The sequence below is a fragment of the Devosia salina genome (assembly GCF_019504385.1).
Lineage (GTDB): Bacteria > Pseudomonadota > Alphaproteobacteria > Rhizobiales > Devosiaceae > Devosia > Devosia salina.
On sequence record NZ_CP080590.1, the window covers coordinates 609,700 to 636,486 of the forward strand.

The 26,787-nt window shown below is 64.8% G+C and carries 27 protein-coding genes and 1 riboswitch; of the genes, 13 read left to right on the top strand and 14 right to left on the bottom strand.

Going from position 1 to position 26,787, the window contains the following annotated elements:
• The first annotated feature begins 1 nt into the window (after position 1).
• From K1X15_RS02980 to K1X15_RS03020, 9 genes are all read left to right on the top strand, one after another.
• Positions 2 to 187, top strand: coding sequence for a hypothetical protein (locus K1X15_RS02980; protein WP_220307660.1), 186 nt, complete (start codon positions 2 to 4; stop codon positions 185 to 187).
• Positions 187 to 753: a cytochrome c oxidase assembly protein gene (locus K1X15_RS02985; RefSeq protein ID WP_220306011.1), complete on the top strand. Its 567-nt coding sequence runs from the start codon at positions 187 to 189 to the stop codon at positions 751 to 753. Before K1X15_RS02980 ends, K1X15_RS02985 begins: the two co-directional genes overlap by 1 nt.
• 2 nt (positions 754 to 755) lie before the next feature.
• Positions 756 to 1,592, top strand: coding sequence for a cytochrome c oxidase subunit 3 (locus K1X15_RS02990; protein WP_220306012.1), 837 nt, complete (start codon positions 756 to 758; stop codon positions 1,590 to 1,592).
• Between the two features lie 72 nt (positions 1,593 to 1,664).
• Positions 1,665 to 2,018: a DUF983 domain-containing protein gene (locus K1X15_RS02995; protein WP_220306013.1), complete on the top strand. Its 354-nt coding sequence runs from the start codon at positions 1,665 to 1,667 to the stop codon at positions 2,016 to 2,018.
• Positions 2,015 to 2,788, top strand: coding sequence for an SURF1 family protein (locus K1X15_RS03000; RefSeq protein ID WP_220306014.1), 774 nt, complete (start codon positions 2,015 to 2,017; stop codon positions 2,786 to 2,788). Before K1X15_RS02995 ends, K1X15_RS03000 begins: the two co-directional genes overlap by 4 nt.
• A gap of 72 nt (positions 2,789 to 2,860) precedes the next feature.
• Positions 2,861 to 4,252, top strand: coding sequence for a threonine synthase (gene thrC / locus K1X15_RS03005; protein WP_220306015.1), 1,392 nt, complete (start codon positions 2,861 to 2,863; stop codon positions 4,250 to 4,252).
• Positions 4,253 to 4,304: 52 nt separating this feature from the next.
• Complete coding sequence (locus K1X15_RS03010; protein ID WP_220306016.1) at positions 4,305 to 5,567, top strand: M16 family metallopeptidase; 1,263 nt, start codon at positions 4,305 to 4,307, stop codon at positions 5,565 to 5,567.
• Positions 5,568 to 5,570: 3 nt separating this feature from the next.
• Positions 5,571 to 6,188 (top strand): GNAT family N-acetyltransferase, encoded by a 618-nt coding sequence (locus K1X15_RS03015; protein WP_220306017.1) that lies wholly within the window; start codon positions 5,571 to 5,573, stop codon positions 6,186 to 6,188.
• Between the two features lie 181 nt (positions 6,189 to 6,369).
• On the top strand, positions 6,370 to 9,249 hold the full coding sequence (locus K1X15_RS03020; RefSeq protein ID WP_220306018.1) for an EAL domain-containing protein: 2,880 nt from the start codon (positions 6,370 to 6,372) through the stop codon (positions 9,247 to 9,249).
• Between the two features lie 94 nt (positions 9,250 to 9,343).
• On the opposite strand, the gene K1X15_RS03025 is transcribed toward K1X15_RS03020, so the two are convergent.
• Positions 9,344 to 9,919: a YqgE/AlgH family protein gene (locus K1X15_RS03025; protein WP_220306019.1), complete on the bottom strand. Its 576-nt coding sequence runs from the start codon at positions 9,917 to 9,919 to the stop codon at positions 9,344 to 9,346.
• A 117-nt stretch (positions 9,920 to 10,036) separates the two neighbouring features.
• Here K1X15_RS03025 and K1X15_RS03030 point away from each other — a divergent pair, with 117 nt between their 5' ends.
• The 3 genes from K1X15_RS03030 (at position 10,037) to K1X15_RS03040 (ending at position 12,070) form a co-directional block, all read left to right on the top strand.
• On the top strand, positions 10,037 to 10,873 hold the full coding sequence (locus tag K1X15_RS03030; RefSeq protein ID WP_220306020.1) for a protein-disulfide reductase DsbD domain-containing protein: 837 nt from the start codon (positions 10,037 to 10,039) through the stop codon (positions 10,871 to 10,873).
• A gap of 99 nt (positions 10,874 to 10,972) precedes the next feature.
• The gene (locus K1X15_RS03035; RefSeq protein WP_220306021.1) at positions 10,973 to 11,464 is read left to right on the top strand and encodes a peroxiredoxin; all 492 of its coding nucleotides are present in this window, start codon (positions 10,973 to 10,975) and stop codon (positions 11,462 to 11,464) included.
• A gap of 21 nt (positions 11,465 to 11,485) precedes the next feature.
• Positions 11,486 to 12,070 carry a hypothetical protein gene (locus tag K1X15_RS03040; RefSeq protein WP_220306022.1) on the top strand — a complete coding sequence of 195 codons (585 nt, stop codon included), beginning with the start codon at positions 11,486 to 11,488 and terminating at the stop codon, positions 12,068 to 12,070.
• Between the two features lie 53 nt (positions 12,071 to 12,123).
• On the opposite strand, the gene gcvPB is transcribed toward K1X15_RS03040, so the two are convergent.
• The 13 genes from gcvPB to K1X15_RS03105 all read right to left on the bottom strand — a co-directional run bounded on the left by gcvPB (position 12,124) and on the right by K1X15_RS03105 (position 25,432).
• A complete protein-coding gene (gcvPB, locus tag K1X15_RS03045) occupies positions 12,124 to 13,668 on the bottom strand; it encodes an aminomethyl-transferring glycine dehydrogenase subunit GcvPB (RefSeq protein ID WP_220306023.1) in 1,545 nt (514 codons plus the stop codon).
• Complete coding sequence (gene gcvPA / locus K1X15_RS03050; protein WP_220306024.1) at positions 13,665 to 15,008, bottom strand: aminomethyl-transferring glycine dehydrogenase subunit GcvPA; 1,344 nt, start codon at positions 15,006 to 15,008, stop codon at positions 13,665 to 13,667. The genes gcvPB and gcvPA overlap by 4 nt, the downstream gene beginning before the upstream one ends.
• Positions 15,009 to 15,010: 2 nt before the next feature.
• Complete coding sequence (gcvH, locus tag K1X15_RS03055; RefSeq protein ID WP_220306025.1) at positions 15,011 to 15,376, bottom strand: glycine cleavage system protein GcvH; 366 nt, start codon at positions 15,374 to 15,376, stop codon at positions 15,011 to 15,013.
• A 10-nt stretch (positions 15,377 to 15,386) separates the two neighbouring features.
• Entirely contained in the window at positions 15,387 to 16,547 is a 1,161-nt protein-coding gene (gene gcvT / locus K1X15_RS03060) for a glycine cleavage system aminomethyltransferase GcvT (RefSeq protein ID WP_220306026.1), read from the bottom strand.
• A gap of 149 nt (positions 16,548 to 16,696) precedes the next feature.
• Positions 16,697 to 16,786, bottom strand: a riboswitch (glycine riboswitch).
• A gap of 108 nt (positions 16,787 to 16,894) precedes the next feature.
• Positions 16,895 to 17,137 (bottom strand): hypothetical protein, encoded by a 243-nt coding sequence (locus K1X15_RS03065; RefSeq protein ID WP_220306027.1) that lies wholly within the window; start codon positions 17,135 to 17,137, stop codon positions 16,895 to 16,897.
• 465 nt (positions 17,138 to 17,602) lie between these two features.
• Positions 17,603 to 18,091 (bottom strand): F0F1 ATP synthase subunit B family protein, encoded by a 489-nt coding sequence (locus K1X15_RS03070; RefSeq protein ID WP_240549643.1) that lies wholly within the window; start codon positions 18,089 to 18,091, stop codon positions 17,603 to 17,605.
• A 5-nt stretch (positions 18,092 to 18,096) separates the two neighbouring features.
• Entirely contained in the window at positions 18,097 to 18,747 is a 651-nt protein-coding gene (locus K1X15_RS03075) for a F0F1 ATP synthase subunit B (protein ID WP_220306028.1), read from the bottom strand.
• 101 nt (positions 18,748 to 18,848) lie between these two features.
• The gene (locus tag K1X15_RS03080; protein WP_067459640.1) at positions 18,849 to 19,076 is read right to left on the bottom strand and encodes a F0F1 ATP synthase subunit C; all 228 of its coding nucleotides are present in this window, start codon (positions 19,074 to 19,076) and stop codon (positions 18,849 to 18,851) included.
• A gap of 59 nt (positions 19,077 to 19,135) precedes the next feature.
• Positions 19,136 to 19,915, bottom strand: a complete 780-nt coding sequence (locus tag K1X15_RS03085; RefSeq protein ID WP_220306029.1) for a F0F1 ATP synthase subunit A — start codon at positions 19,913 to 19,915, stop codon at positions 19,136 to 19,138.
• 18 nt (positions 19,916 to 19,933) lie between these two features.
• Positions 19,934 to 20,329 carry an AtpZ/AtpI family protein gene (locus K1X15_RS03090; RefSeq protein ID WP_240549644.1) on the bottom strand — a complete coding sequence of 132 codons (396 nt, stop codon included), beginning with the start codon at positions 20,327 to 20,329 and terminating at the stop codon, positions 19,934 to 19,936.
• 205 nt (positions 20,330 to 20,534) lie between these two features.
• Positions 20,535 to 23,990 carry a chromosome segregation SMC family protein gene (locus tag K1X15_RS03095; protein WP_220306030.1) on the bottom strand — a complete coding sequence of 1,152 codons (3,456 nt, stop codon included), beginning with the start codon at positions 23,988 to 23,990 and terminating at the stop codon, positions 20,535 to 20,537.
• A gap of 24 nt (positions 23,991 to 24,014) precedes the next feature.
• Entirely contained in the window at positions 24,015 to 24,824 is an 810-nt protein-coding gene (locus K1X15_RS03100) for a thioredoxin domain-containing protein (protein WP_220306031.1), read from the bottom strand.
• A 92-nt stretch (positions 24,825 to 24,916) separates the two neighbouring features.
• Entirely contained in the window at positions 24,917 to 25,432 is a 516-nt protein-coding gene (locus tag K1X15_RS03105) for a DUF721 domain-containing protein (protein WP_220306032.1), read from the bottom strand.
• Between the two features lie 259 nt (positions 25,433 to 25,691).
• Here K1X15_RS03105 and mutY point away from each other — a divergent pair, with 259 nt between their 5' ends.
• A complete protein-coding gene (gene mutY / locus K1X15_RS03110; RefSeq protein ID WP_240549645.1) occupies positions 25,692 to 26,744 on the top strand; it encodes an A/G-specific adenine glycosylase in 1,053 nt (350 codons plus the stop codon).
• Positions 26,745 to 26,787: the final 43 nt, after the last annotated feature.

Consider the following 26,787-nt stretch of genomic DNA (forward strand, 5'->3'; position numbering starts at 1 on the left):
CATGGACACCCATACCGGCGCCAAGCTGGCACCCAATGGCATGACCCCCGAGCAGGAGGCCGCGTTCCGCAAGCAGCGCCGCCGCCGCTCCCTGGCCCTTGCCGGGGCCTTGGCGCTCTTCGCCCTGACCTTTTATGTGCTGACCATCATCAAGATGGGTCCCGGCCTGTTCGATCGGTCGCTGTGATGGCTGATACCACCGCGCCCTACCAGCCTCGGACGAGCGGCAACCGCAACAAGCGGCTGGCGCTGGTTCTGTCCGTCCTGGTGGCGGGAATGGTTGGCCTCGCCTTTGCGGCGGTGCCGCTCTACCAGATTTTCTGCAGCGTGACCGGCTATGGCGGCACCACCCAGGTGGCGACCGACAATCCCAAAGGTGTCATCGCCCGCGAGATGAAGGTGCGCTTCGACGTCAATGTCGACCACGGCTTGCCTTGGACGGTAAAGCCGGCGGCCTCGATCACCGACCAGATCGGCCGCGTCGACACGGTGAACTACATCGCCACCAACAATTCCGACCGGCCGATCACTGGCCAGGCGATCTTCAATGTCGTGCCGGACCAGGCGGGGCTGTACTTCAACAAGATCGAATGCTTCTGCTTCACCGAGCAGACCCTGCAACCCGGTGAAACCGTGGAAATGCCGATTGTGTTTTTCGTCGATCCAGATATCGCCGAGAACCGCGAACTCAACACCATCAAAGAGATCACGCTCTCTTATACCTTCTACGCTTCAGACAGTGAGGGAAGCTGAACATGTCCGCCATTGAAAAGAACCACGACTACCACATGGTGGAACCGAGCCCGTGGCCCTTCGTCATCTCGATCGCCGTGTTCGTGATGATGATCGGTGCCATTGCCTGGATGCAGGAATGGACCCCGTGGCTGTTCTTCATCGGCCTGGCCGGCGTGCTCTACACCTTCTACGCCTGGTGGTCCGACGTGGTGAAGGAAGCCAATGACGGCGTCAGCCATACCCCGGTCGTGCAGATGCACCACCGCTACGGCATGATGTTGTTCATTGCCTCGGAAGTGATGTTCTTCGTGGCCTGGTTCTGGGCCTATTTCGACGGCTTCTTCCGCTTTGACGACGTCGAGCAATATGCCCGCGTTGCCTTCACGGGCGCGCATTGGCCGCCGGCCGGAATCGAACTGTTCGACCCGTTCCACCTGCCGCTGTTCAACACGCTGATCCTGCTGACCTCGGGCACCACCGTGACCTGGGCGCACCATGCGCTGCTGGAAGGCGATCGCCAGGGCCTGCGCTGGGGCCTCGTGCTCACCGTGGCGCTGGGCGTGCTGTTCTCCTGCGTGCAGTTCATCGAATACACCCATGCCGGGTTCACCTTCTCGGGCAACCTCTATGGCGCCACCTTCTTCATGGCGACCGGTTTCCACGGCTTCCACGTGCTGATCGGCACGATCTTCCTGGCCGTGTGCCTGGTGCGCGCGGAAATGGGCCATTTCACCCCCGAGCGTCACCTCGGCTTCGAATTTGCCGCCTGGTACTGGCACTTCGTGGACGTGGTCTGGCTGTTCCTGTTCGCCTCCATCTATGTGTGGGGCAGCTGGGGCGTGGCGCTGAACCACTAGGCCCGGCAGGGCAAGCAAACGGGGGGCGCGGCATGGCTGCGCCCTTTTTCTTTGGCAGCGGGATCAACCTGGATGACCACCTCCCATTCCATTCGCACCGGCCTTGCCTGCCGGTGCCCGCGCTGTGGCAAGGGCCGGCTCTTTGACGGCTATCTCAAGCTCGCTCCCGCCTGCACCCAGTGTGGCCTCGACTATGACTTCGCCGATAGCGGCGACGGACCGGCCGTATTCGTAATCTTCCTCGTCGCCCCCATCGTCATCATCCTAGCGCTGGTCGTGGGCTCGCTCTGGACCATCCAGCCCTGGATGCACCTGGTGCTGTGGTTGCCGACCACGGTGATCCTCAGCCTCGCGCTGCTGCCACCCTTCAAGGGCGTGCTGATCAACCTGCAATATGCCAACGATGCCCATGAGGGGCGTTCATGAACGAGACCAAGCGGCACGGCCTGCGCTGGACCGATGCGCTCTTTGCCATCCTGATGCTCATCCTCGCCGTCACCTGCCTGTGGCTGGGCAATTGGCAGATGGCGCGGCTGGGAGAAAAGGAAGCCTTGATGGCGGCCGTCGACAGCCGCCTTTCTTCTGCTCCCGTCTCCGCTCCCGGCGCCGACCAATGGGCAGGCCTTGATCTCGAGGCCTGGAATTTTCAGCCGGTGACGCTCACCGGCACCTATCGCTATACCCAGACGGTCACCGTCTTCACCAGCCTCGCCGACGCACGCGGCCGCTTCTCCGGGCCGGGTTATTGGGTGGTGACGCCATTTGAGCTGGAGGGCGGCGGCACCGTCTTTGTCAATCGGGGCTTCGTGCCCCAGGAGCTGCAGGAGCAGGCGGCCCTCGGCGATCTCCATGGCGACGATCCCGGCATCGTGACCATCACGGGTCTCTTCCGCCCCGGCGAACAGGTCGGCTTCATGGCCCCGGAACCGGACATGTCGGATCGCATCGAATGGGTCCGCAATCCGGAGCGGCTGGCGGCCATGGTCGACCCGGCCCTGGCGCCAATCGCCCCCTTCTATGTCGACCTGCCGGCCGGCGGCGCCGGCGATCTCCCGCAGGGTGGGGAAACAGTCGTCAGCTTTTCCAACAACCATTTCGGCTATGCGCTGACCTGGTACGGCTTTGCCATCGTGGCGGTAGTGATGCTCGGCTTCTGGCTCTGGCGCCAGATCCGCCGGCCGGTGCAGTCAGCCTGATGGGCCCAAAACCTTGCAGGCACCGTCCGGTTTGACTAGGTTGCAACAATTCTAAAAGGGCACCTCCCCTCGATGCAGTTTGTTTCCACGCGCGGCCAGGCGCCCGCGCTCGGCTTCTCCGATGCAGTTCTGGCCGGCCTGGCTTCCGATGGCGGACTCTATGTTCCGGCCAGCTGGCCCCAGATCAGCGCCGACGAGATCGCGAATTTTGCCGGCAAGCCCTATGCAGACGTTGCCTATTCGATCATTTCGCGGTTCACCGGCGACGAAATTCCGGCAGGCCGGCTCAAGGCCATCATCGAGGAGGCCTATGCCACGTTCCGGCACCCCTCGGTGACGCCGCTGGTGGAGTTGGAGCCGGGCCATTTCGTGCTCGAGCTGTTCCATGGCCCGACGCTGGCCTTCAAGGACGTGGCGATGCAGTTCCTGAGCCGCATCATGGACCATATCCTGTCCGAACGGGGGCTCCGGGCCACCATCGTCGGCGCTACCTCCGGGGACACGGGATCGGCGGCCATCGAGGCCTTCCGCGGCCGCGACACGACGGACATTTTCATTCTGCATCCCAAGGGGCGCACCTCCGAGGTGCAGCGCCGGCAGATGACCACGGTGCTGGACGACAATGTCCACAATATCGCGCTCGAAGGCACGTTCGACGATTGTCAGGACGCGGTGAAGGCCATGTTCAACAACCATGGTTTCCGCGACCGCATGCGCCTCAGCGGCGTCAACTCGATCAACTGGGGCCGCATCGTCGCGCAGATCGTCTATTATTTCACCGCCGCCGTGTCGCTGGGGGCGCCCCACCGCAAGGTCAGCTTCACCGTGCCGACCGGGAATTTCGGCGATATCTTTGCCGGCTATTGCGCCCGGCAGATGGGTCTGCCGGTCGACAAGCTGGTGATTGCCACCAATGCCAACGACATCCTGCGCCGCACCCTGGAGACCGGGCGGTACGAGATGACGGGCGTCGCCCCGACCATCAGTCCCTCAATGGATATCCAGATTTCCTCCAATTTCGAGCGCCTGCTGTTCGAAAGCGCTGGCCGGGACGCCAATGCCGTCAACCGCATGATGGCAGCGCTCAAGCAGTCGCGCGGTTTCGACCTGCCCGAGCAATCCATTGCCGCGATCCGCCGCGACTTTGCCGCCGGTACGACCGACGAGGCAGATACCCGCCGGGTGATTGCCGAAACGCAGAAGGCCTCGGCCTATCTGCTTGACCCGCATACGGCCGTTGGCGTCGGCGTCGCGCGCCGGCAGCCGCATTCGGGCGTCCCGATGATCACGCTGGCGACGGCGCACCCGGCCAAGTTTCCCGCCGCGGTGGCGGAGGCCTCGGGCATCGCACCGGCACTGCCGGCCTGGCTGGCCGACTTGTACGAACGACCCGAACGGGTCACGGTGCTGGCAAACGACCAGCGCCAGATTGAAGACTTCATAGCGGCCCGCAGCCGCGCCTGAACGACACGAACAAAGCCGCGGTCGTTTCGGCCGACGGTTCGGGAGGACCCGTGTGAGCGTACGATCGACGACCCTTGAGAACGGCATGGTGGTGCTCACCGATGACATGCCGCATCTGGAGAGCGCCTCGCTGGGCGTGTGGGTGAAGGCCGGTGCACGGTCCGAGCGCAAGTCCGAGCATGGCATCTCGCACCTGCTCGAACACATGGCGTTCAAGGGTACCAGTTCCAGGTCTTCCCTGCAGATTGCCGAGGCCATCGAGAATGTCGGGGGAGATCTCAACGCCGCGACCTCCATCGAGCATACCGGCTATTTTGCCCGCGTTCTCAAGGATGACGTGGTGCTGGCGGCCGATATCCTGGCCGACATCCTGCAGAATTCGACCTTCGACGAGGACGAACTGGCCCGCGAGAAGCAGGTGATCGTGCAGGAGATCGGCGCCGCGCGCGACAATCCCGACGACCACGTCTTCGACCTGTTCCAGCAGGCCGCCTATCCCACCCAGCCGATCGGCCGCACCATTCTGGGCACGGTGGATTCAGTGCGCGCCTTTTCCCCCGAGACGGTGCGCAAATATATGCGCCGCAACTATGTGGGCGACCACATGGTGATCGCCGCCGCCGGCCATGTGGACCATGAAGGCCTCGTCGAGGTGGCGCGCGAACGCTATGCCGATCTCGCCCCCAATGGTGCCCCCGATCCACAGCGCGCCGAATATCGCGGCGGCCAGGAACGGCTGATCTCGGACCACGAGCAGGCCCATATCGTCCTCGGTTTCGAAGGGCGCGCCTATAATTCGGACGGCTTCTATGCCGCCCAGGTGCTGGCCTCGATCCTGGGCGGGGGCATGAGCTCGCGTCTGTTCCAGGAAATCCGTGAAAAGCGCGGCCTCTGCTACTCGGTCTATGCCTTTCATTGGGCCTTTGCCGATAGCGGCGTCTTCGGGGTTGCGGCGGCCACCGGCGAGGATGAGGTGAGCGAACTGGTGCCCGTGGTGCTCGATGAGCTGCGTCGAGCCACCGAAACCATCACCGACGAAGAGGTGGTGCGCGTCCGCAACCAGATTCGCGCCGGCCTTCTGATGTCGCTCGAGAGCCCGTCGGCGCGGGCTGGCCAGCTGGCCCGCCAGCAGATCCTGTGGGGGCGCCCGATCCCCATGGCCGAAACGGTGGAGCGCATCAACCGCATCACCGCGCAGCGTGTGCGCGACGTGGCCGAGCAGATTTTCACCACCGGAACGCCAACTCTGGCCGGAATCGGTCCCATCAGCCGCCTTGCCGATGTCGAAAGCATCGGCGAGACCCTGCTGCGCTGACCCATGTTCTGGCCCTGGTCTTCGCCGGCGCCACTGGTCACCCTGCGCGGGCAGCGCGTCCTGCTGCGCCTGCCGGAGATGCGCGATTATGAGGCCTGGCATAGCCTAAGGCGCGCCAGCCAGGATTTTCTCAGGCCCTTCGAGCCACGTTGGACCGAACTTGACCTGACCCGCCGAGTCTTTGCCATGCGGGTACGCCGCGCCCGTCAGGAAGCCGAAGAGGGGACCGACTTCACCTTCTTCGTCTTCCTCAGGCAGGACGGGGGCGACGTGCTGGCCGGTGGCATTACCCTGTCCAATATTCGGCGCCGCGCCGCCCAGTTCGTCAATCTGGGCTATTGGATGGGGCAGAATTACGCGGGCAACGGCCTGATGACGGAGGCCGTGGCGGTGACGCTGCCCTTCATCTTCGAAACGCTGGACCTGCACCGCGTGCACGCCGCATTCCTGCCCACCAACACCGCTTCGCGCCGCGTGCTGGAAAAGAACGGCTTTGTCGAAGAGGGTTTTGCCGAGCGCTACCTGCAGATCAATGGCCGCTGGGAAGACCACGTACTGATGGGCCTGACCGAGGAACGCTGGGCCGCAGCCCGGTTGGGACAGCGGCACTGGGTGGCCTGAGGGACAAATCCCTGTGTGTTGCGCGCCTGCAACAGCCCATGGTCCTTGTCGCAAGCGTCAATCTCTCGTACCAAGTTAGCGCTCCGCTGGAGGATCAAGAAGACAAGGGCTTGTCCGGGCTTCGCGCATGTTCCCGAACTGCCGCCATAATGAAGCCTAGCGCAGGATATAACTGCCCCCGATGCGTCAACTGTTTGCACTCGCGATCTGTCTTGCGTTCGCGCTGTTCGGCCTTGCGCCCGCTTTGGGCTTCGAGGTCATCTCGGTTCCCGAGGACGTCAATGCCGTCAATCTGTCCGACGTCGTCGAGGTGGTGCCGGGGCAGGGCGGGCGCGTTCAGCTGTCCACCGCACCGGACGCCGACGGCATCATCCGCCGCATTGAGGTGCTGGCCAGCGATACGGAAACCAACCCCAATTTCGCGCTGATTGCGCTGCGCAATGACAGCGACCAGCAGATCCAGCGCCTGCTGGTGGCGCCCTTCTTCCGCCTGCCGGGCTCGGGCGTGTTCCAGCCCGACCTGGGCGAGAGTCGCATCACCGCAGTCACGCCCAGCGCCGGCATTCGCCCGGTACGATTGAGCGATCCGGAAGCCGATGTGTTCGAGGTGACGCTCGACCCCGGCGCGACCATGACGGTGATCGCCGAACTGGCGGGCGACGACCTTGCCGAACTCTACCTCTGGGAACCGAGCGCCTATCGCGACTACGTCAACTCCTTCACCCTGTTCCGCGGCGTGGTTCTCGGCGTCGCCTCGCTGGCTGCGGTGTTCCTCACCATCATGTTCGTGGTCAAGGGTCGAGGCGTCTTCCCGGCGACGGCCGCCTTCGCCTGGGCCGTTCTGGCCTATCTGCTCATCGATTTCGGACTGTTGGGGCGCATCCTGGGGCTGTCGGCCAACGGCATGCAGCCCTGGCGCGCCGCAGCGGAGGCGGGTATTGCGACCACATTGGCCGGGTTCCTGTTCATCTATCTCAACCTGCACCGCTGGCACCTGCGCTTCATCCATCTGGCGCTTGGCCTGGCGGCGCTGTTCCTGGCGCTGTTCCTGTTCGCCTTCTTCCAGCCGGCCATAGCCGCCACCATCGCGCGGCTGGTGCTGGCACTGCTGGGTGTCTCGGGCTTCTTCCTCATCCTGCTGCTGGCCCTGCGCGGCTATGACCGCGCCGTTCTGCTGGTGCCCACCTGGATCATCTTCATCGCCTGGCTGTTCTATTCCTGGCTGGTGATCTCAGGCCAGGTGACCAATGACGTGGCCCAGCCCGCCGTCGGCGGGGGCCTGGTGCTTATCGTGATGCTGCTTGGATTCACTGCGGTGCAGCACGCCTTCTCGGAGGGGCAGGTGTCCATCGGCACGCTAAGCGAGGTGGAACGCCGCGCCCTTGCACTGACCGGCTCGGGCGATTTCGTCTTCGACTGGAACATCGAGCGCGACCGCGTCACCGTCAGCGACGAACTGGCGACGCGGCTGGGGGAAAAGCGTGGGGCCCTGCGCGGCGCCATCAAGCGCTGGCTCGACCGCGTCCATCCCGACGATCGCGACCGCTTCCGCACCGCCTTCGATACGCTGGTGGAACTGCGCCGCGGCAAGGTTTCGGCGGATATGCGCGTCGCCGGGCACGACGGCAATTTCCGCACCTTCCGGATGCGCGTCAAACCGGTGCTCGGCGGCGACGGGCAGGTCAATCGCATCGTCGGCACGCTGCAGGACGTGACCGAGGACCGCGCCGCGCGCGAACGCCTGCTCCACGATGCGGTGCATGACAGCCTCACGGGCCTGCCCAACCGGCAGCTCTTCCTTGACCGGCTCGAACGCGCGCTGGTGCGCGCCCGTACACCGGGCGGCACCAAGCCGGCTGTGTTCCTGATCGACATCGACCGCTTCATGGAACTCGAGGAACGTATCGGCCATTCGGCGGCCGATTCGGTGCTGCTGGCCATTTCGCGACGCATCTCACGCGTCATGCGCCCGCTCGACACCGTGGCCCGCATTGCCGGCGACCAGTTCGCGGTCATTCTCTCGTCCGAACAGGCGGCCGCCAAGATCGCCGAGACCGCCGAACAGATCCGCAAGGCATTGAAGGCGCCGTTCAACTTTGGCGACCGCGATCTGGTGCTGACGGCCTCGATCGGCGTCACCATCTATGACAGCAATCCCTCCACCGCCGCCGACGTGCTGCGCGATGCCGAACTCGCCATGTACTATGCCAAGCGCCTTGGCGGCGACCGTATCGAGGCCTATCGCGCCTCTGCCCGCTCCATCGCCTCTTACAACAAGGCCAGCGAGGAGGACCTGGAGCGTGGCCTGAAGCAGGGCGAACTGCATGTGCAGTTCCAGCCGGTCATGGATATCCATTCCGGTCAGATTGCCGGCGCCGAGGCGCTGATGCGCTGGACCCATCCGACGCGCGGCATGGTGACGCCAGAAGAATTCGTGCCGCTGGCCGAACGCTCGGGCCAGATCGAGAAGCTGGGCCGGCTGGCCTTCGAACAGGCGGCCGCCCAGGCCAAGGACTGGATGACCACCATCGGCCTGCCCGAGGGCTTCTTCATCTCGGTCAATCTCTCGCCAAGCCAGCTCGCGACCGAAACCCTCCTGGCCGACATGCGCAACCTGGTCTCCCAGGACCGCGACCTGGCCGGCCATCTCAAGCTCGAGATCACCGAAAGCCAGGTGATGACCAATCCCGAGCACTCCGCCTATATGCTCGAGGCCCTGCGCAATATGGGGCTGGGGTTGGCGCTCGACGATTTCGGCACCGGTCACTCATCACTGAGCTATCTGCACCGCTTCCCGTTCGACACCATCAAAATTCCCGCACCCTTCGTGCGGCTGGGAACCGACAACGGCATTGCCCACACCCAGGCGCCGATCATTCGCGCCATTGTGGCGCTGGCCAATGATCTCGACCTGATGGTGGTGGCCGAAGGCGTTGAAAGCCTCGACGAGATCGAGCGGCTGCGCCAGCTCAACTGCCGCTACGCGCAGGGCTTTGCCTTCGGTGCAGCCATGGTGGGGGCTGAACTGGGCAAGAAGCTCGCCGCACAGATGGGGAAATAGCTCCGAGCCGTCCACGTGCAGATCGCTCCGGTAGAGCGATCTGAGGTGAGAAGGCTAGGAGAGATTTGAGCGAACAAGGCTCGAATGGCGGCTGTCAGCCGTGTCCGGCTTCCGAGCTCAGCGTGGCGCGCGTGATGTGAAGGCTGGCCAGGGCCTGGTCATAGCGACGGTCCACCGGGACCTCGAACAACAGCTCGCGGTTGAACGGGATGGTCAGCCAGCCATTGGCGGCGATTTCGTCTTCCAACTGCCCCGGCGACCAGCCGCAGCATCCCAGGGCGAACAAGGCCGCACGCGGCGCCGGGCCGAACGCCATGGCTTTGAGAATGTCGAGCGTCGCGGTCAGCCCGATATCCTCGGTAACCTTGTAGGTGTTGCCGCTATGGTAGTCGCCGGAATGCAGCACAAAGCCGCGCCCTCTTTCGACCGGGCCGCCACGCATCACCGCCCGATCGCGGATCGTGTCGGGCAGGCGAATGACGGCGTCCGGATCACCCAGGTCGAGTTCGTCCAGAATATCGGCAAAGCGCAGATTGGCCAGTTCGTGGTTGACGACCAGCCCCATGGCGCCCTCCTCGCCATGGCCAACAACAAGAATGACGCTTTCGGCGAAGCGTTCATCGGCCATGTCGGGCATGGCGACCAGAAATTGTCCTTCGAGGCTGTTCATAACTCAATTGTAGGCCTGCCTCGCCCCGCTGCCAAGCGCGGCAGGGCGCCGGCCCATCACGAAGGCATGAAGCGGCGCTATCTGGTCGTTCATGATTTGCTGCGCTAATGCCTGCTCATGCGTATCCAGCCTGCCCTCGCCCTGTGTCTTTTCGCTGCCGGCCTGCCTGCCCATGCGGGAGAAACCCCATGGCAGGAGCTCGCCCCGGGTGTCTCCATCCGGCTGATCAGCGCCGGACCCGTCGATACGGACGGCAAGGCGCTGCTGGCGCTGGAAATCGACATGCCGGACGACACCAAGACCTATTGGCGCGTGCCTGGCGAAACGGGCCTGCCCACCGAACTCGACTTCTCCGCATCGACCGGCATTGCCGGGCACACCATCCACTGGCCCTATCCGCTGCGAGACCAGAGCGGGGGCTATCTCGACTATGTCTATTATGGGCACACGGTGCTGCCTTTCGAGCTCGACGTCACCGACCCGGCCGGTCGGGTGGACGTGTCCGCGACCCTCGGGGTTTGTTCGGATGTCTGCGTGCCGGCCCAGGCGCGGCTGGTGCTGCCACTGGGTGGGGACGCAAATGATCCAGCCCATGCGCTGCGCATTCGCCAGGCCTTGGCCGACGTGCCGATTGCCTGGGATCGGGGCGAGGAACCGGCTGGCGCGGTCGAAATTCTCGAGGACGGCTCGGCTCTTGCGGTGGAGATCGACAGCGACGTCATCGAACCTGGCAGTCTCATTGTCTCCGGCCCGCCGGGTGCGCCGCTCTTCGGAGTGCCGCAAAAAAGCCCTCAAGAGAACCTAGTGCTGCTTCCCATCATGGGCAAAACCGACAATAGTGCTCTTGAGGGCATGCAGGTTGACCTGTCCTTCATGACTGCGATGGGTGCCTATGAAGTCAGCCGGACAATAGAAGCCGGCACCGAAGCGAGTGTTGACGCGCTGGGCCAGTAGGCCCCCCGGCCTTGTGCCCGTGGAAAAAGCCGCATATCGCAGGGGCTTGTGTTTTGGAGTAGGGCGGCAGGGCCGCCAAGAATGGGGCTATTTCCACCAATGATCGAACGCGGCAATCCGGTCCCCTCTGTCGGGATCAAGCTCGTGACTGCGGCCGGTGTCGAAGACACCATGAGCGATGCGGCACTGGGGCAGGGCACAATCGTGCTGTTTTCGGTGCCGGGTGCTTTCACCCCCACCTGCCATGTCAACCATCTGCCGGGCTTCGTGGCCAATGCCGCCAAGCTGCGCGCGGCCGGCGTCGATCGGATCGTCTGCGCCGCCACCAATGACCATCACGTGATGAAGGCCTGGGGCGAAGCGGCCGGTGCGCTGGACGAAATCGACTTTCTCGCCGACGGCAATGGTGCCCTGGCCGAGGCCATGGGCATCGCCAAGGACCTCTCGGGTGCCGGCATGGGCAAGCGCTTCGCGCGGGCCGCCATGATCATCCGCGATGGCGTTGTCGACGCCGTTTTTGTCGAGGATGCGCCGGGGGTTACGGCCAGTGGCGCCCCTGCCATTCTCATGGCTCTCGAAGCCGCCGCCTAATCGCCAGGAGCCGATCGCCACATGACCCTGACCCTGACGTCCACCCTTCGCCTTTCCGCCCTGGCCGGGCTTGCTGTGCTGCTGGCCGGCTGCTCCATGGGCTCGATGTTCGGCGGCGGCACCGCCACCAATGCCGACCTGCAGAACGCCACCGCAACCCCGCAGGCCGTCGCCCAGGCGCAGACCAGCGCCCTGCCGGTGATCGCCACCGAATGCCCGCCCATCAAGGTGCGCTTGGGCGGCGAGGCCATGTACTATTATGGCGGTGGCCGGGTGGGTGACCCAAAGGCGCTGCAATATCAGGGCGTTATCGACGAGACGTCGCGCAATTGCGTGGTCTCGAACGGCCAGATCACCGTCAATATGGGCGTTACCGGCCGCGTCCTGCTCGGTCCGGCGGGCTCGCAGAGCTCGGTTAATGCCCCCATCCGCTTTGCGGTCGAGCGCGATGGCCAGGCCATCTTCTCGGAGAAATACACCCTCGCCGTGCCGATCGTGCCGCCCAGCCAGACGGCCGAATTCGTCAAGGTGGTGGAGAACGTTACCATCCCCTATCTGGGCGGGGAGACCATCACCATCTGGGTCGGCTTCGACACCCGGGGCTAGTCCTGGACCCTCTTGATGAACAAGGCCCGGAGCGCGCTCCGGGCCTTTTTGCTTTATTCGGCCGCCTTGGGCAGATCGGCCGGCTGTTCCCATTTGAGGATGGGCTGGCGGGCAGCCCGGGTCTCGTCGAGGCGCCGTCGTGGCGCCTTCATCGGCGCGGCTGTGAAGCGCTCGGCATTGCCCGACTTTGCTTCGGTCGCGAGCTCGGCCATGACATCGCAGAAGCGATCCAGCGTTTGCTTGCTCTCGCTCTCGGTGGGCTCGATGAGCATGGCGCCATGCACGACCAGCGGGAAATACATGGTCATGGGGTGGAAGCCCTCGTCGATCAGCGCCTTGGCGAAATCGAGCGTGGTGACATCCGTACCCTTGAGGAAGCTGTCGTCGAACAGCGCCTCATGCATGGTCGGATAGTCGGGGAAGGGCACCGAGAACAGGTGCTGTAGCCGCGCCTTGACGTAATTGGCGTTGAGCACCGCATCCTGGGCCGCCTGGGCCAGCCCGTCGGCGCCGTGGCTCAGCATATAGGTCAGGGCGCGCACATACATGCCCATCTGTCCGTGGAAGGCGGTGACGCGGCCCAGGGCATTGCCCTCGATATGTTCGACGAACTCCAGCCCCTCGGTACCCTTGCGGACAAAGGGGACCGGCGCGAAGGGTGCCAGCGCCTCGGACAGCACGACCGGGCCTGCGCCCGGCCCGCCGCCGCCATGTGGCGTCGAGAAGGTCTTGTGGAGGTTGATGTGCATGGCATCGATGCCGAGGTCACCCGGACGGACCACGCCCATGATGGCGTTGAAATTGGCGCCGTCGCAGTAGAAGAACGCACCCGCATCATGCACGGCCTGAGCAATCTCGATCACCTGCGGCTCGAACAGCCCACAGGTGTTCGGATTGGTCAGCATGATGGCCGCGACTTCGGGCGACAGCGCGTCCTTGACCGCCTGCACGTCTACCGTCCCGTCGGTGCGGGCCGGGATCGGCTTGACGGTGTAGCCGAGGAAGGCCGCGGTCGCCGGATTGGTGCCATGGGCGCTTTCGGGAACGAGCACGATGGTGCGATGTGCCTCGCCCTTGGCCTCCTGTGCGGCCTTGATGGCCATCATACCGAGCAGTTCGCCATGGGCGCCCGCCTTGGGCGACAGGGCGACGGCGGCCGTGTTGGTGAGCGTCATCAGCCAGTAGGACAGCTGGTTCATCAGCTCCAGCGCCCCCTGCACGGTCGAGACCGGCTGCAGCGGGTGGATATCGGCAAAGCCGGGCAGCCGCGCCATCTTCTCGTTGAGGCGCGGATTGTGCTTCATCGTGCACGAACCCAACGGATACATGCCGCTGTCGATCGAATGGTTGAGGCGCGAAAGGCGCACATAATGGCGCATCGCCTCGGGCTCGGTGAGACCGGCGAGATCGAGCTTGCTCTTGCGGGCAAAGCCGCCGAGACGGTCTGCAGCGAGTTTGACCTCAGGCAGATCGACGCCGGAATGCTCGGTGTCGCCGATTTCGAACAGCAGCGGCTCATCGGGCAGCAAGGCAGAGCCGGAGGCCGAGGTGCCGGCAGTGCCCACGCCCGTGGGGCGGCCTTGATTGTTCATGCTCATGCCAGTTCCTCCGTCAGCGCGGCGCAGAGGGCCGCGATGTCGCCCTCGGTGGTCAACTCGGTCGCCGCCAGGATGATGAGGTTCTCGACCTCCGGATCACCGGGGAGGAGACGGCCGGCCGGGACGCCGGCCAGGATGCCGCGCTGGGCGAGCCGTTCGACAAGGGCGGCGGCCGGCTGGGTGACGCGAATGGTCATCTCGTTGAAGAAGGTCTTGTTGAGGACCGTGACGCCCGGCACGCCCTCGAGCGCATCGGCCAGCAGAATCGCGTTGGCGTGGTTGAGCCGCGCCAACCGGACGAAGCCCGCCTCGCCCAGAAGACCCATATGGATCGAGAAGGCCAGGGCGCAGAGACCCGAATTGGTGCAGATGTTGGACGTCGCCTTTTCGCGGCGGATATGCTGCTCGCGGGTGGACAGGGTCAGCACGAAGCCGCGATTGCCGTCGGCATCGACGGTCTCCCCGCAGAGCCGGCCCGGCATCTGGCGGATGAATTCCTTCTTGGTCGCCATCAGCCCCAGATACGGCCCGCCGAAATTGAGCGCATTGCCGATGGACTGGCCCTCGGCCACCACGATATCGGCGCCCAGCGCACCGGGAGCCTCCAGAAGCCCCAGCGACACCACTTCGGTGATGACCACGATCAGCAGCGCGCCCTTGGCATGGGCGGCTTCGGCTGCCGCCTCGACATTGCGCAGATGGCCGTAGAAATCCGGGGTCTGGATGACGATGGCGGCGGTGTCGCTGTCGATATGGTCGAGAATGTCGCCCTGGCCCTCGGGCGAGGGGGAGAGGCATTCGAGATGCGGGTCGTCCTTGAGATAGGCTTTGACCACGTCACGATAATGCGGGTGCAGGCCACCAGAGAGCACGATCTTGTTGCGGCGGGTGAGGCGCCGGGCCATCAGCACCGCCTCGGCGGTGCCGGTCGAGCCGTCATAGAGCGAAGCGTTGGCCACATCCATGCCGGTGATCTTGGCCACCTGGGTCTGGAATTCGAACAGCATCTGCAGGGTGCCCTGCGAGATTTCCGGCTGATAGGGCGTATAGGCCGTCAGCCATTCGGACCGCTGGATCAAGTGATCGACCGTGGCCGGCACGTGATGGCGATAGGCGCCGGCACCGACAAAGAACGGGCCATCGCCCGCCGCGTGGTTCTGGTTGGCAAGGGCACGCATATGCGCCTCGACCAGGAATTCGGGGCTGTGGGCGGGCAGGTCGAGCTCGAAGCTCTTCAGCGCCGATTTCGGCACGGCGGAGAACAGCGCGTCGATATCGCTGGCGCCGATCACGCCGAGCATGTCGGCGCGTTCGTGGTCGGAATGGGGAAGGTAGCGCATGATTATTTCGTCAGATCCGCATAGGCCGCGTCATCGAGAAGGCCATCGACCTCGCCAGCATCGGCAATGGCGATCTTGAACATCCAGCCGCCCGCTTCGGGGTCGGCGTTGACGAGGCCCGGTTCGCCGGTCAGCGCCTCATTGACCTCAGTCACGGTGCCCGCCACGGGGGCGTAGATTTCCGAGGCGGCCTTGACGCTTTCGACCACGGCGGCCTCGTCGCCCTTCTTGAGCACCTTGCCCACGCTGGGCAGTTCGACAAAGACGATGTCACCCAGCTGCTCCTGGGCATAATTGGTAATGCCGACAACGCCGGTGGTGCCGTCGACGCGGATATATTCGTGATCGGGGGTGAACTTGGTGGTCATGGGAAGGGCCTCAGGCTGACTTGCGGAAATAGCGATGGGGGACGAACGGGGTGGGCACGATCTCGGCCGGCTGGGCGCGGCCGCGCACCGAGACCTGAAGCTTGTTGCCGATGGCGGCATGGTCGGGCGGGACAAAGCCCAGCGCAATGGCCTTCCCCAACGAGGGCGCAAAGCCGCCGCTGGTGACGACGCCAATGGCCGTGCCGGATGCATCGAGGATTTCGGCGCCTTCACGGGCGGGAGCGCCGTCGACGATCAGGCCGACACGCTTGCGGGCAAGCTTGCCCTCGCGCTCGGCCAGGATGCGGCTGGCGCCCGGGAAGTCGGCGGCTTCGCGGCGGCGCTTGGAGACGGCAAAGCCGAGATCGGCTTCGATGGGGGAGGTGGTTTCGTCGAGGTCGTGGCCGTAGAGCGGCAGGCCCGCTTCGAGTCGGAGGCTGTCGCGTGCGCCCAGGCCGATGGGCTTGACGCGAGGATCGACCAGCAATTCATCCCACAGCGCCACGGCCATGTGGTTGGACACAAGAATTTCGAACCCGTCCTCGCCGGTATAGCCGGAGCGGGAAATGGTAACGGGCACGCCATTCCAGTCGAATTCACGCACCTGCATGAAGCCCAGCTGGGTGGCGTCGGGAACCAGCGTCGCCATGACATCGACGGCTTCTGGCCCTTGTAGGGCCAGGAGACCGTCATCGTCCACGCGCCGCAGGTCGGCCTTGTCACCAGCGGCCGCCGCGATCAGCGCGAAGTCACCGTCCTTGGTTCCGGCATTGACCACGACATAAAGCGTGCCGGGGCTGTCGGCGAGCCGGCCGACCATGAGGTCGTCAATAGCGCCGCCCTTGTCGTTGAGCAGCAGCGTGTAGCGCATCTGTCCGGGCTTCAAGCCGGCAATGTCGCCACAGATCAGGGGCTCGATCACGGCGGCGATCGCGGCGTGGTCCGCCTCCGGGTCGCCGCTGGGGGCGTTGAGGCTGAGAAAGCTCGGGCCCATATGGCTGACATCGAACAGGCCCGCCTGTTCGCGGGTCCATTTGTGCTCGGCCATGATGCCGCTGGGATATTGCACGGGGAGCGCATAGCCGCCGAACGGCACGATGCGGCCACCGGCCGTTACATGACGCTCATAGAGCGGGGTTTGCTTGAGGTCTTCGGAACTGGCTTCGGCCATGGGCACCACTCGGGTTCAAAGGCGACACGACAAGGCTCCGCCCTATGGCGGAAAATGCGTGCCCCCTCTGTCCTTGCCCTGAGAGATTTCCCGGCTGAGCGCCGGTTGCTCCTTCGGAGAGGCTATCAAGCCTGCTTTCCAGAGTGTTTGACCTGACTGCGGTCCGTTGGCCTGAGAGTTTCCGGGGCGGTTGCTCCTTCGGCGCTGGCGCCAAGGCCAGTCTCTCCCGCAGTCGAGCGCACCATGGTGGAGATTCACCGGGGCGTCAATCTCGGTGCGTGACTCTACATCGATGAAATGTGTCTTGGTGGGCGAGTGAGCCGGCAGGCACAAGATCGGAGTTTCAGTCAGGCCACTCCATCACCCAAGTCGTAAAGGTAAAGCGTGGTCTGTCCGGGAAAGCTATCGGCCCAGGCTATCGCCTCGGCGAGAGAACCAACGGGCATTTCGTCATAGACGGTGTCGTGCTCACCGCGCGTGGCTTGGTCGGCATCGGGGACAGAATTGTCATGACTAGTGGCTTCAACAATCGCGGTGATCGCCGCCCATCGGTATGGCCGTCTGCGATGATCGATGATGTTCGTAAGCATTGGTTACCTGAGAGTCGCTCCGGCGTCAGTTTTTCTGTCTAGGCTACCGCGCCGGCAAAAGCCGCATTAGGATGTCGTGTCCGCCAAGTTGGAGATTTCTGCGATCCTACAGTGCAGATCGCCGCCGAAAACTCCGCAGGAATCCAGAGTCCTGACGATGTCGTAAGGTACTGCACTTCGAGAGTTCTCGCGGACCTCTGTCAAATACTGAATAGCCGCTATCTTCGCGTTCTTGGTCCAACCGCACTGTACCTGCGCAGGCGTGAGCGGCATCGAGAGTTGGGCCAGTGCCTCGTCGATTTTCTGAATTAGGAGCGTCACCGACTAGACCTCAGTTGATCGATCACGTGCTGTGAGAGCTATTTTGCTAGAGCGCACCGGTTGCTGCAAGGCGAAGAAAAGCGAGCGACCAAACAAAAAAGGCGGGCATCGCTGCCCGCCTTTGTCATTCGATTTCGAACCGGATCAGTTCAGCTTGCTGCCGACATCGGCGATGGCGGCGTCGATGACCTTGCCACCTTGCTTGCCCATCTGGTCGGCCAGCACCGAGCGGGCGGCCTCGATGGCGATGTCCGCCGAGCGGGCGCGCACTTCGGCGACGGCCTGGGCTTCGGCCTGGGCAATCTTGTCTTCCACCGCAGCGGTGCGGCGAGCGACGAGGTCGGCCAGCGAGGCCTGGGCTTCCACGGTCAGGCGCTCGGCCTCTTCCTTGGCAGCGGCGACGATGCCTTCGGCTTCCTTTTCGGCGGCGACGCGCTTCTGTTCGTATTCGACCAGTAGAGCAGCGGCCTCATCGCGCAGGCGCTTGGCCTCGGCGATATCGGTTTCGATCTGCTTGATCTTGCCATCGAGCATCTTGGCGATGATGCGATGGACGCCGAAATAGAGCACCAGGCCAACAAAGACGACCAGCGCGACAAAGGCGAAGAAGCTGTTGTCCATCCATTCAGCCATGGCGCTTACCCCTTAACCTTGGCAACGGCAGCGCGGACGCTGTCGGCCGGAACGTCGCCGACGAGCTGGCCAACCACGGCCTGGGCCGTTTCGGCAGCGATTTCGTCGACATGAGTGAGAGCCTCGGCCTTGGTCTTGGCAATGCTGGCCTCGGCGGCGGTGACCTTGGCCGAAAGGTCGGCTTCGGCGGCAGACCGCTTGGCAGCCAGATCGGCCTTGATGGCCTCACGGGACTCGTTGGCAATGCCCTGAGCCTTGGCCTTGGCTTCCGCCAGCGCCTTTTCATAGGCGGCAATGGCCGCGTCGGTCTTCTGGCGATCCGCGTCGGCAGCCGCCAGATCGGCATCGATCAGCGTCTTGCGGTTTTCCAGGATGCCGCCGATGCGGGGCAGGGCCAGCTTGCTCATCAGCAGATAGAGCGCGCCAAAGGTAATGGCGAGCCAGAGCAACTGGCTGGGGAAAGTGGCCGGGTCGAAGGGCGGGAAGACGTCCGAATGGCCGGCATCGCCATGCGCTTCGGTCGTTGCATGCGTGTCCGCGGTCGGATCGGCGTGAACGCCGTCCTCGACATGCGTTGCATCGGTGGCGCCAGCGGCAGGAGTGCCGTGGTCGTCTGCCGGGGGTGCCGCTTCTTGAGCGTAGGCTTGCGTTACCATCTGGTCGAGGTCCCGTTAAATCCGGTCAACCGGCCGACGGCCGGAGAAGGGCGCGCAGCCGAACCTGGGGTCCGGCTGCGGCAATGCTGTGCACGAACGTCTTAGGCGACGAACAGCAGGATCAGGGCAACCAGGAACGAGAAGATGCCCAGAGCTTCGGTCACGGCGAAGCCGAAGATCAGGTTACCGAACTGGCTCGGGGCAGCCGACGGGTTGCGCAGGGCACCCGAGAGGAAGTTGCCGAAGATGTTGGCCACGCCCAGGGCGGCACCAGCCATACCGAAGGTGGCAATACCGGCACCGATGAACTTTGCGGCTTCAGCTTCCATTTTAATGTCCTTTCAAGCGACTTTTGGGTTCCGGTGGGTCATCCACCGGGAAGGGGTGGTTAGTGGGACGGGTGGATCGCGTCGTTGAGATACATGCAGGTCAGGACCGCGAAGACATAGGCCTGGACTGCACCGACGAGAAACTCGAGGCCCGTAAGGGCGATTGCCATCAGCAGGGGCAGGATAGCGGCGGCCCAGCCGAAAGCGCCAAGGCCCGCAATCATCATGACCGCAAAGCCGGTGAAGACCTTGAGGGTGATGTGACCGGCAAGGATGTTGCCGAACAGACGGACCGAGAGGCTGATGGGACGCGAGAGGAAGGAAATGACCTCGATCGGCGTCACGATGGGAAGGATATAGCCCGGCACACCGGCGGGCACGAAGAGCTTGAGGAATTTCGGGCCGTTCTTGACGAAGCCATAGATGATGACCGTCAGGAACACCATCATCGAGAGCGCGAAGGTGACGATGATGTGGCTGGTGACGGTGAAGAAATACGGCACCATGCCAAACATGTTGGCGAACAGGATAAAGGTGAAGAGGCTGAACACCAGCGGGAAGAACTTCATGCCGGCCGTGCCGGCGGAGCTTCTGACCATGCCGGCCACGAACTCGTAGAGCAGTTCGGCCGTGAGCTGGGCCCGGGTGGGAACGAGCTTCTTGCCCGAGGTCGAGAGCAGCAGGAACAGGGTGATCGTCGCCACCGTCAGCACCATGAACAGGGCTGAATTGGTGAAGGCGAAGGTCGTGCCCGACCCTTCGGTGCCGTCACCGCCCAGGGTGAACAGCTCGAAGATGTCAGTGATGACAAACTGGTGGATCGGGTCAGTACCGGCCATGGAGCCCTCTAAGCGTCATCAATTCTCGTCCCGCTCTTCGTCTTCCGCGTCGGGTCCGAGATCGGCACCCTTCGGGGCAGGCGAGGCGGCATTCATTTCCGTCACCACGCGGATGACGTTCAGGATTCCAGCGGCAAAGCCCATCAACAGCAGGATGAGCAAGCCCCAGGGGCTGGTTCCCAGGCCAAGGTCGATGAGATAGCCGAGACCGGCACCCACCAGGACCGCGGCGATGAACTCGGTACCGATGCGCATGCCGCGCGCCAGACCACTCATCTCCGGGGAAGCATCTCGGGCGGATCTGTTGTCCTCCCGCTCGCGCTCCCGCTTGGCAGAGGCGATACGCGATGCAAGATCGTGCGTCACCCCCCGGGCGCTGTCTGGCTGGCCCTGGTCGTCCGGCGAATTGGTCATCCGCTGCTCCCCTTGGCCGGCCAAATTCCCCTGTTTCGGGGCGCCCTTTTAAGTCGCGCGCAACATAGTGGTGGCCCCAAAAGGTGTCAAGGCGCGTGGAAAAGGTCTAAGTTATTGTTTCGAAATGTTTATTCAGGTTGTCGCAGGGGTGCGGCATGCTGTCCACACCACAGCGGTGGCAGAGTCAGGCCGGGGGCAGGGGATTCTAGCCCGCTTCCCGGAAACTTTCTGCGGTCGTCAGGTCCACCGAGACCAGCTGGGAAACGCCGCGCTCGGCCATGGTGACGCCGAACAGGCGATCGACCCGGCTCATGGTGATCGGATTGTGGGTGATGACCATGAAGCGGGTATTGGTGCGCTGGCGCATGCTGTCGAGCAGATTGCAGAAGCGCTCGACATTGGCGTCGTCGAGCGGTGCATCCACTTCGTCGAGCACGCAGATCGGCGCGGGGTTTGTGAGGAACACCGCAAAGATCAGGCTCATTGCCGTCAGCGCCTGTTCGCCGCCCGACAGCAGCGTCATGGTCTGCGGCTTCTTGCCCGGCGGGCGGGCGATGATTTCGAGCCCGGCTTCGAGCGGGTCATCGCTCTCCACGAAGCTCAATTCCGCCGTGCCACCGCCAAACAGGGTGGTGAACAGCTCCTGGAAATGCGCATTGACCTTGCCAAAGGCCTCGTTGAGGCGGGCGCGGCCTTCGCGATTGAGCGAGGCAATGCCGCCACGCAGCTTGGCGATGGCCTCGATGATGTCGTCGCGGTCGCGCACCATGGTGTCCAGCTTCTCCTGGACCTCCTCGGCCTCCTTCTCCGCCGAGAGATTGACGCCGCCCAGCCGCTCGCGCTCGGCCTTGAGCCGCTCGAGCCTGTGTTCGGTGGCCTGCTCGTTGGGCAGGGGCTCTTCGGGGCGGATGCCCGAGGCCTCGAGCGTTTTCGCTGCAGGAATACCCAGCGATTCCTCGACCTGCCGTTCGATCTGCTGGCGTTGGGCGATGGCGCCTTTCAGGCGCTCCTCGATACGGGTGAGTTCGATGCGTACCGCGTTGAGCGCGTCGCCGGCCGCCTTATGGGCACGGTCCGCTTCGCGCCAGGCACTCTGGGCCTGATTGAGCCGATCGCCGGCCGCCTGGTGTTCCGCCTTTGCCGTTTCGATCTGCTCGTCGAGCTGGGCCTTCTTGCTGGCAAACCCATCCGGCGCTTCGGCCAGCCCGGAAAGCTGGGTCTGCACCTCGGCCATGCGCTGGTCGAGCGTTGCCAATTGTCCCTGAGCCCCGTCGCGTCGCCGCTGCCAGGCGGCACTGTCGCGCCCGAGCTGGTCGAGGCGGGCATTGCGCATGCGCGCCGCCGATTCGACGGTCGAGAGCTTGAGACGCGCCTGATCGGCCCTGTCGCGAAGGGCGGTCAATCGCTGCTGGCCCGCGGCGGCGGCCGCTGCCATCTCGGTTTCCTCGCCGGTTCCGGCCAGCAAGGCTTCGGCTTCCACCTGCATGCCGGTCGCCTCGGTCAGGCTGGCGGCCAGCCGCGCCTGTGCCTCTTCCAGGGTCGAGCGGCGGGTGGTGAGGTCGCCCATGGCGCGTTGCGCCTTGTCGAGTTCGGCCTGGGCGGCGCCGATGGCATGCTGGGCCCGGCGCCAGGCTTCGCGCCTTTCGCGCTCGGCCTGCCGCGCCGCGTCGAGCGCCGCAACCAGCGCATCGACATCGCGCTTCCAGCCATTGCGTTCCGCCTTGGCGCGCAGGATTTCTTCATCCAGCTCGGCCAGGCGATTGCGCTGCGCCAGGCGTTGGGCGGCGGCGCTGGGGGCGTCGGCGGCGGCGACAAATCCGTCCCAGCGCCAGAGCGCGCCTTCGAGCGTCACCAGGCGCTGCCCGGGCTTGAGTGCCTTCATCAAGGCCGGGCCGTCCACCGCATCGACCAGGCCGATCTGGTCCAGCCGGCGCTTCAGCAGCGGCGTACCGGTGACATGGCGGGAAAGCGGCTCGGCGCCCTGCGGCAGGGCGGGGTCGTCATAGCCATCGATGGCGATGGACCAGTGCATGGGCGCCCCGGCATCGGACGAGGCTTCGAGATCGTCGCCCAAAGCGGCGCCGAGGGCGGTTTCATAGCCGGGCTCCACCGACAGCTCGTCCACCACTGCCGGCCAGAGGCTCGCACCGGTATTGAGCATCTTGCCAAGTGTCGAGGCCTCGGCTTCGAGCCGCGTTACCAGGGCTTCGAGCTCGGCAAGGCGCGGGCGGGCCGCATCGAGCCTGGCCTGGGCAGCGCCGGCTTCTTCCTCCGCACCCAATGCGGCCGCTTCGGTAGCGACGGTTTCGCTCTGCGCCGCCTCGAGAGCCACCCGGCGGAGGCTCAGCGTTTCGTCCGCCGCCAGCGCTGCCTCGACGCGGGCGCGGTCGGCCTCCACCTCGGCCAGTTGCTGGGCCAGGCGCGCATGGCGGTTGCGGGCGTCGGCCAGGTTGCGTTCCGCCTGGCTCCGTCGGGCGCGCAATTGCGCCAGCGCGTCGGCGGCTTCGCGCGTGGCGGCATCGGCTTCGGCCACTGCGGCCCTGGCCGTATCGGCCTCAACGCGCGCGGCATCGAATTCGGCCTGCGCGGCCTCCTGCTCGGCAACCAGTTGCGCCTGTTCGGCGGCATAGGCGGCCAGGGTCGCCTCGGCCTCGGTCACCAATTCGCGTTCGCGGCTGCCATCGGCCGCGATCTGGCGCAACCGGTCTTCCAGTTCCGCGCGGCGCTGGCTGATCCGGCGGGCTTCTTCAGCCAGTTGTTCGCTAAGGATCGTATAGCGCTGCAGCACCGCGCCGGTCACCGCTTCGCGCTCGCGCAGCGGCGTCAGGGCTGCCTCGGCCGCCTCGGCCGCCTTTTGCGCGGCGAGTTCGGCATGGGTGGCATCGGCCAACTGGCGGATCAGGACTGCCTGGGCCGCCTCGGTCTCTTTTTCTGCCACGCGGGCGGCGACCCAGCGGATGTGATAGAGCGTCGCCTCGGCCCGGCGGATATCGCCGGAAAGGCCGCGATAGCGCGTCGCCAGCCGCGCCTGGCGCTTGAGCGTTTCAAGCTGGCTTTCGACCTGGGCGATCACATCATCAACGCGTTCGAGATTGCCCTCGGCGGCGCGCAGGCGCAATTCGGCCTCATGGCGGCGCGAATGCAGGCCTGAAATGCCGGCGGCCTCCTCGAGCAGGGCCCGGCGAGCCGTCGGCTTGGCCGCGATCAGTTCGCCGATCTGCCCCTGGCGCACCATGGCGGGCGAATGCGCACCGGTCGAGGCATCGGCAAACAGCAATTGCACGTCGCGGGCGCGCACTTCCTTGCCATTGACGCGATAGACCGACCCGGCCTCGCGCTCGATGCGGCGGGTGACTTCGAGCACATCGGCGGTGTTGAGAGCGGCCGGCGCCGTGCGATCGGCATTGTCGAGGACGAGGGTGACTTCGGCACTGTTGCGCGCCGGGCGATTGCCGGAGCCCGAAAAGATCACGTCATCCATGCCCGAGGCGCGCATGGCCTTGTAGGAGCTTTCGCCCATGACCCAGCGCATGGCCTCGACCAGGTTCGACTTGCCGCAGCCATTGGGCCCGACAATGCCGGTGAGGCCGGGCTCCATGACGAGCACGGTTTCATCGCAGAAGGATTTGAAGCCGTGCAGCTTGAGGCGGGAGAACTTCATGAGTTCACCCGCCCAGAAGCAGACTTAGTTGGCAGGCGCCATCTCGTTGGCCGGGGCCATGGTGTCGGTCGCGGGTGCCATTGTGTCGGTGGCCGGGGCCATTTCATTGCCCGGGGCCATTGCGTCGGTTGCAGGGGCCATGGCGTCGGCGGCAGGTTCTGCAGCTGCGGCGGGCGCCACGAAGTCGGCGGGCACGAGCGGGTCGATCTCGGCAGCGAGCTGCTCGAGCGTCTTGTCCCCCGAAAGCGTCTTGCCGTTGACATAGAATGTCGGCGTCCCCGTCAGCCCGAACTCATCGAGAGCCTGGGTTCTCTGGGCTTCAATCCCCTCGAACACCTGCTGATTCGTCAAGGCAGTGGAGAAGCTTTCCTCGGTAAAACCGAGCTGCTGGGCCACCGCGAAGATCGCATCGCGCGGCTTTTCGGACATGCCCCACTCGTTCTGGGACTTGAAATAGGTGGCGATGACATTGTGGTAGTTTTCTTCACCGGCCGCTTCGGCGAGGAGGAAAATCGCCGCGTCGAGCGCATTGCGGGCGAAGGGGCGCAGGATGAACCGCACCTTGCCGGTATCGACATAGGCTTCCTTGAACGCCTCATAGACATTGTTGTGGAAGGCCGCGCAGTGCGGGCAGGTCGGCGAGGCATATTCGATCACGGTGACGGGCGCATCGGGATTGCCCTCGGCCTTGTCGGTGAGGTCACCGGCCGGAGCCATGAGCTTGGCGACATCGACCATGTCTCCCTCGGCAGCCTGCGCGCTGGCAAGGCCGGAAAGGCTGACGGCGGACGCGGCGGCGGCTAGGATGATGGTCTCGCGGCGGTTGAACTTCACGTCTGAGGCTCCTGAATATTTTATGCTGCGCGACACTACACATGGGGATGGTGTCGGCAAGTGGGCATCGCCATCACTTGGGGGTGAACGGGTCAGCCCCGCTTCTTGCTGGACCTGCCGGAGAGCGCCAGCCCGAGGGCCTGCAACGCTTCCCGCAGATCGTCATCTTCGACCATTTCGGTCGCTTTGCCGACCTTTGCGATATCGCTCTGGCTCGGTTGATGGGGTTTTTGCACGGTCCGGCCTGAACCGGGGGTGAATGGCTCTGCCGACAATCTGACATCATTGACCAGCAGATAGCCGAAATAGCGGTTGACCGCGGCGGCAATGGCCGGCGCCTCGTGCTGGGCGAAGAGGGCCTGTCCGGGCGCGCAGCGCAGATAGAGCGTCGCGCCCTCGGCACTGCGCTCGCCGCGCGGCCAGCTCAATTTGTCCGGCAAGGTGGTCTCGTCAAACGGCCGGGGGGCGATGTGCCGCCACTGGGCGATAATGTCCCGCCCGGCAAAGCCGCGCTTCTTCAAGACCGGATCGAGCGCGCCCGAAAGCGCGTCGGCGACCGACAGCGTCCTGTTGCGGCGTTTCGGTTCTGGCAGCTCGTCCTTGGGCATATGGCTGGAGTAGCGCCGCCTGCGGGCGGTGGCAAGGTACCCCCACCCTTGGTCCTTCTCTCCTCAAACCTCTCCGCTGGAGAGGTTTGCCCTTCGGGACGGGTCGAAGCCCACAAGGGGGAGGGAGACGATGAACACTGGCGTTGCGGACCTGCGCCTCCCTCCCCTTGATGGGGAGGGATTGAGGGTGGGGTGATCGGCAACCGCGCGGCCATCACGCCCTTGCCCAATCGAGACCTAAGACGCTATCCCCGCACCCATGCCCCTCGCCAATCCGCACCCCATCGATTCCGCGGCCGTGCTCGCCTGGTATGACCACCATGCCCGCGAGCTGCCCTGGCGCGTCTCGCCGGCCGATCGCCGCGCCGGTCTCCGCCCCGATCCCTATCGGGTCTGGTTGAGCGAGATCATGCTGCAGCAGACCACGGTGGCGGCGGTGAAGGCCTATTTCCTGCGCTTCACGGCTCTCTGGCCGCGTGTGCACGACCTTGCTGCGGCGCCGCTCGACAGCGTGCTGCGCGAATGGGCCGGGCTCGGCTATTATGCCCGCGCGCGAAACCTGCACGCCTGCGCCCAGGCGGTGGTGCGCGACCATGCCGGCATCTTTCCCGATACGGCCGCCGGGCTGCAGGCTTTGCCCGGCATCGGCGCCTATACCAGCGCGGCCATCGCTGCCATCTGCTTCGATGAGCGCGTGGCCGTGCTCGACGGCAACCTCGACCGGGTGCTGGCGCGCTATTATGCGCTGAAGGTGCCGGTGCGCGAGGCCAAGGAGGCCTTGCGCGGCGCGCTGCAACTGGCCGTGCCCGAGCGGGCCGGGGACTTTGCCCAGGCCATGATGGACCTGGGCGCCACCATCTGCGCGCCGCGCGCCGCCATGTGCCTGGTGTGCCCGCTGCACGATGGCTGCGAGGCGCGGCGGGAGGGTGAGCCGACGCGCTACCCGATCAAGCCGCAAAAGGCCGAACGGCCGGTGCGCCGGGGCCATGCCTTCGTGATGCAGGACGCGGCGGGCGACGTCTATCTGCAATCCCGCCCTGCCAAGGGCCTCCTCGCCGGCATGACCGAAGTGCCGACCTCGGACTGGGGCGAACTATCGGGCGATCCTGCCTTTCCTTTGGTCGCCGACTGGCGTCACCGCGGCCAGGTTGTGCATGTGTTCACCCATTTCCGGCTGGAGCTGGACGTGTGGTCGGCCGTGGTCGCGCCGGATGGACTGGAGACGGGCTGGTGGGCCGCGCCCGAAGCGCTCGGTGGCGAGGCATTGCCGACGCTGTTCCGGAAGGTGCTGGCGGCGGCGGGGCTGGACTGACCGGGTCCACTGCGTCTTTGGCCGACCGATGTCTGTCGCGACA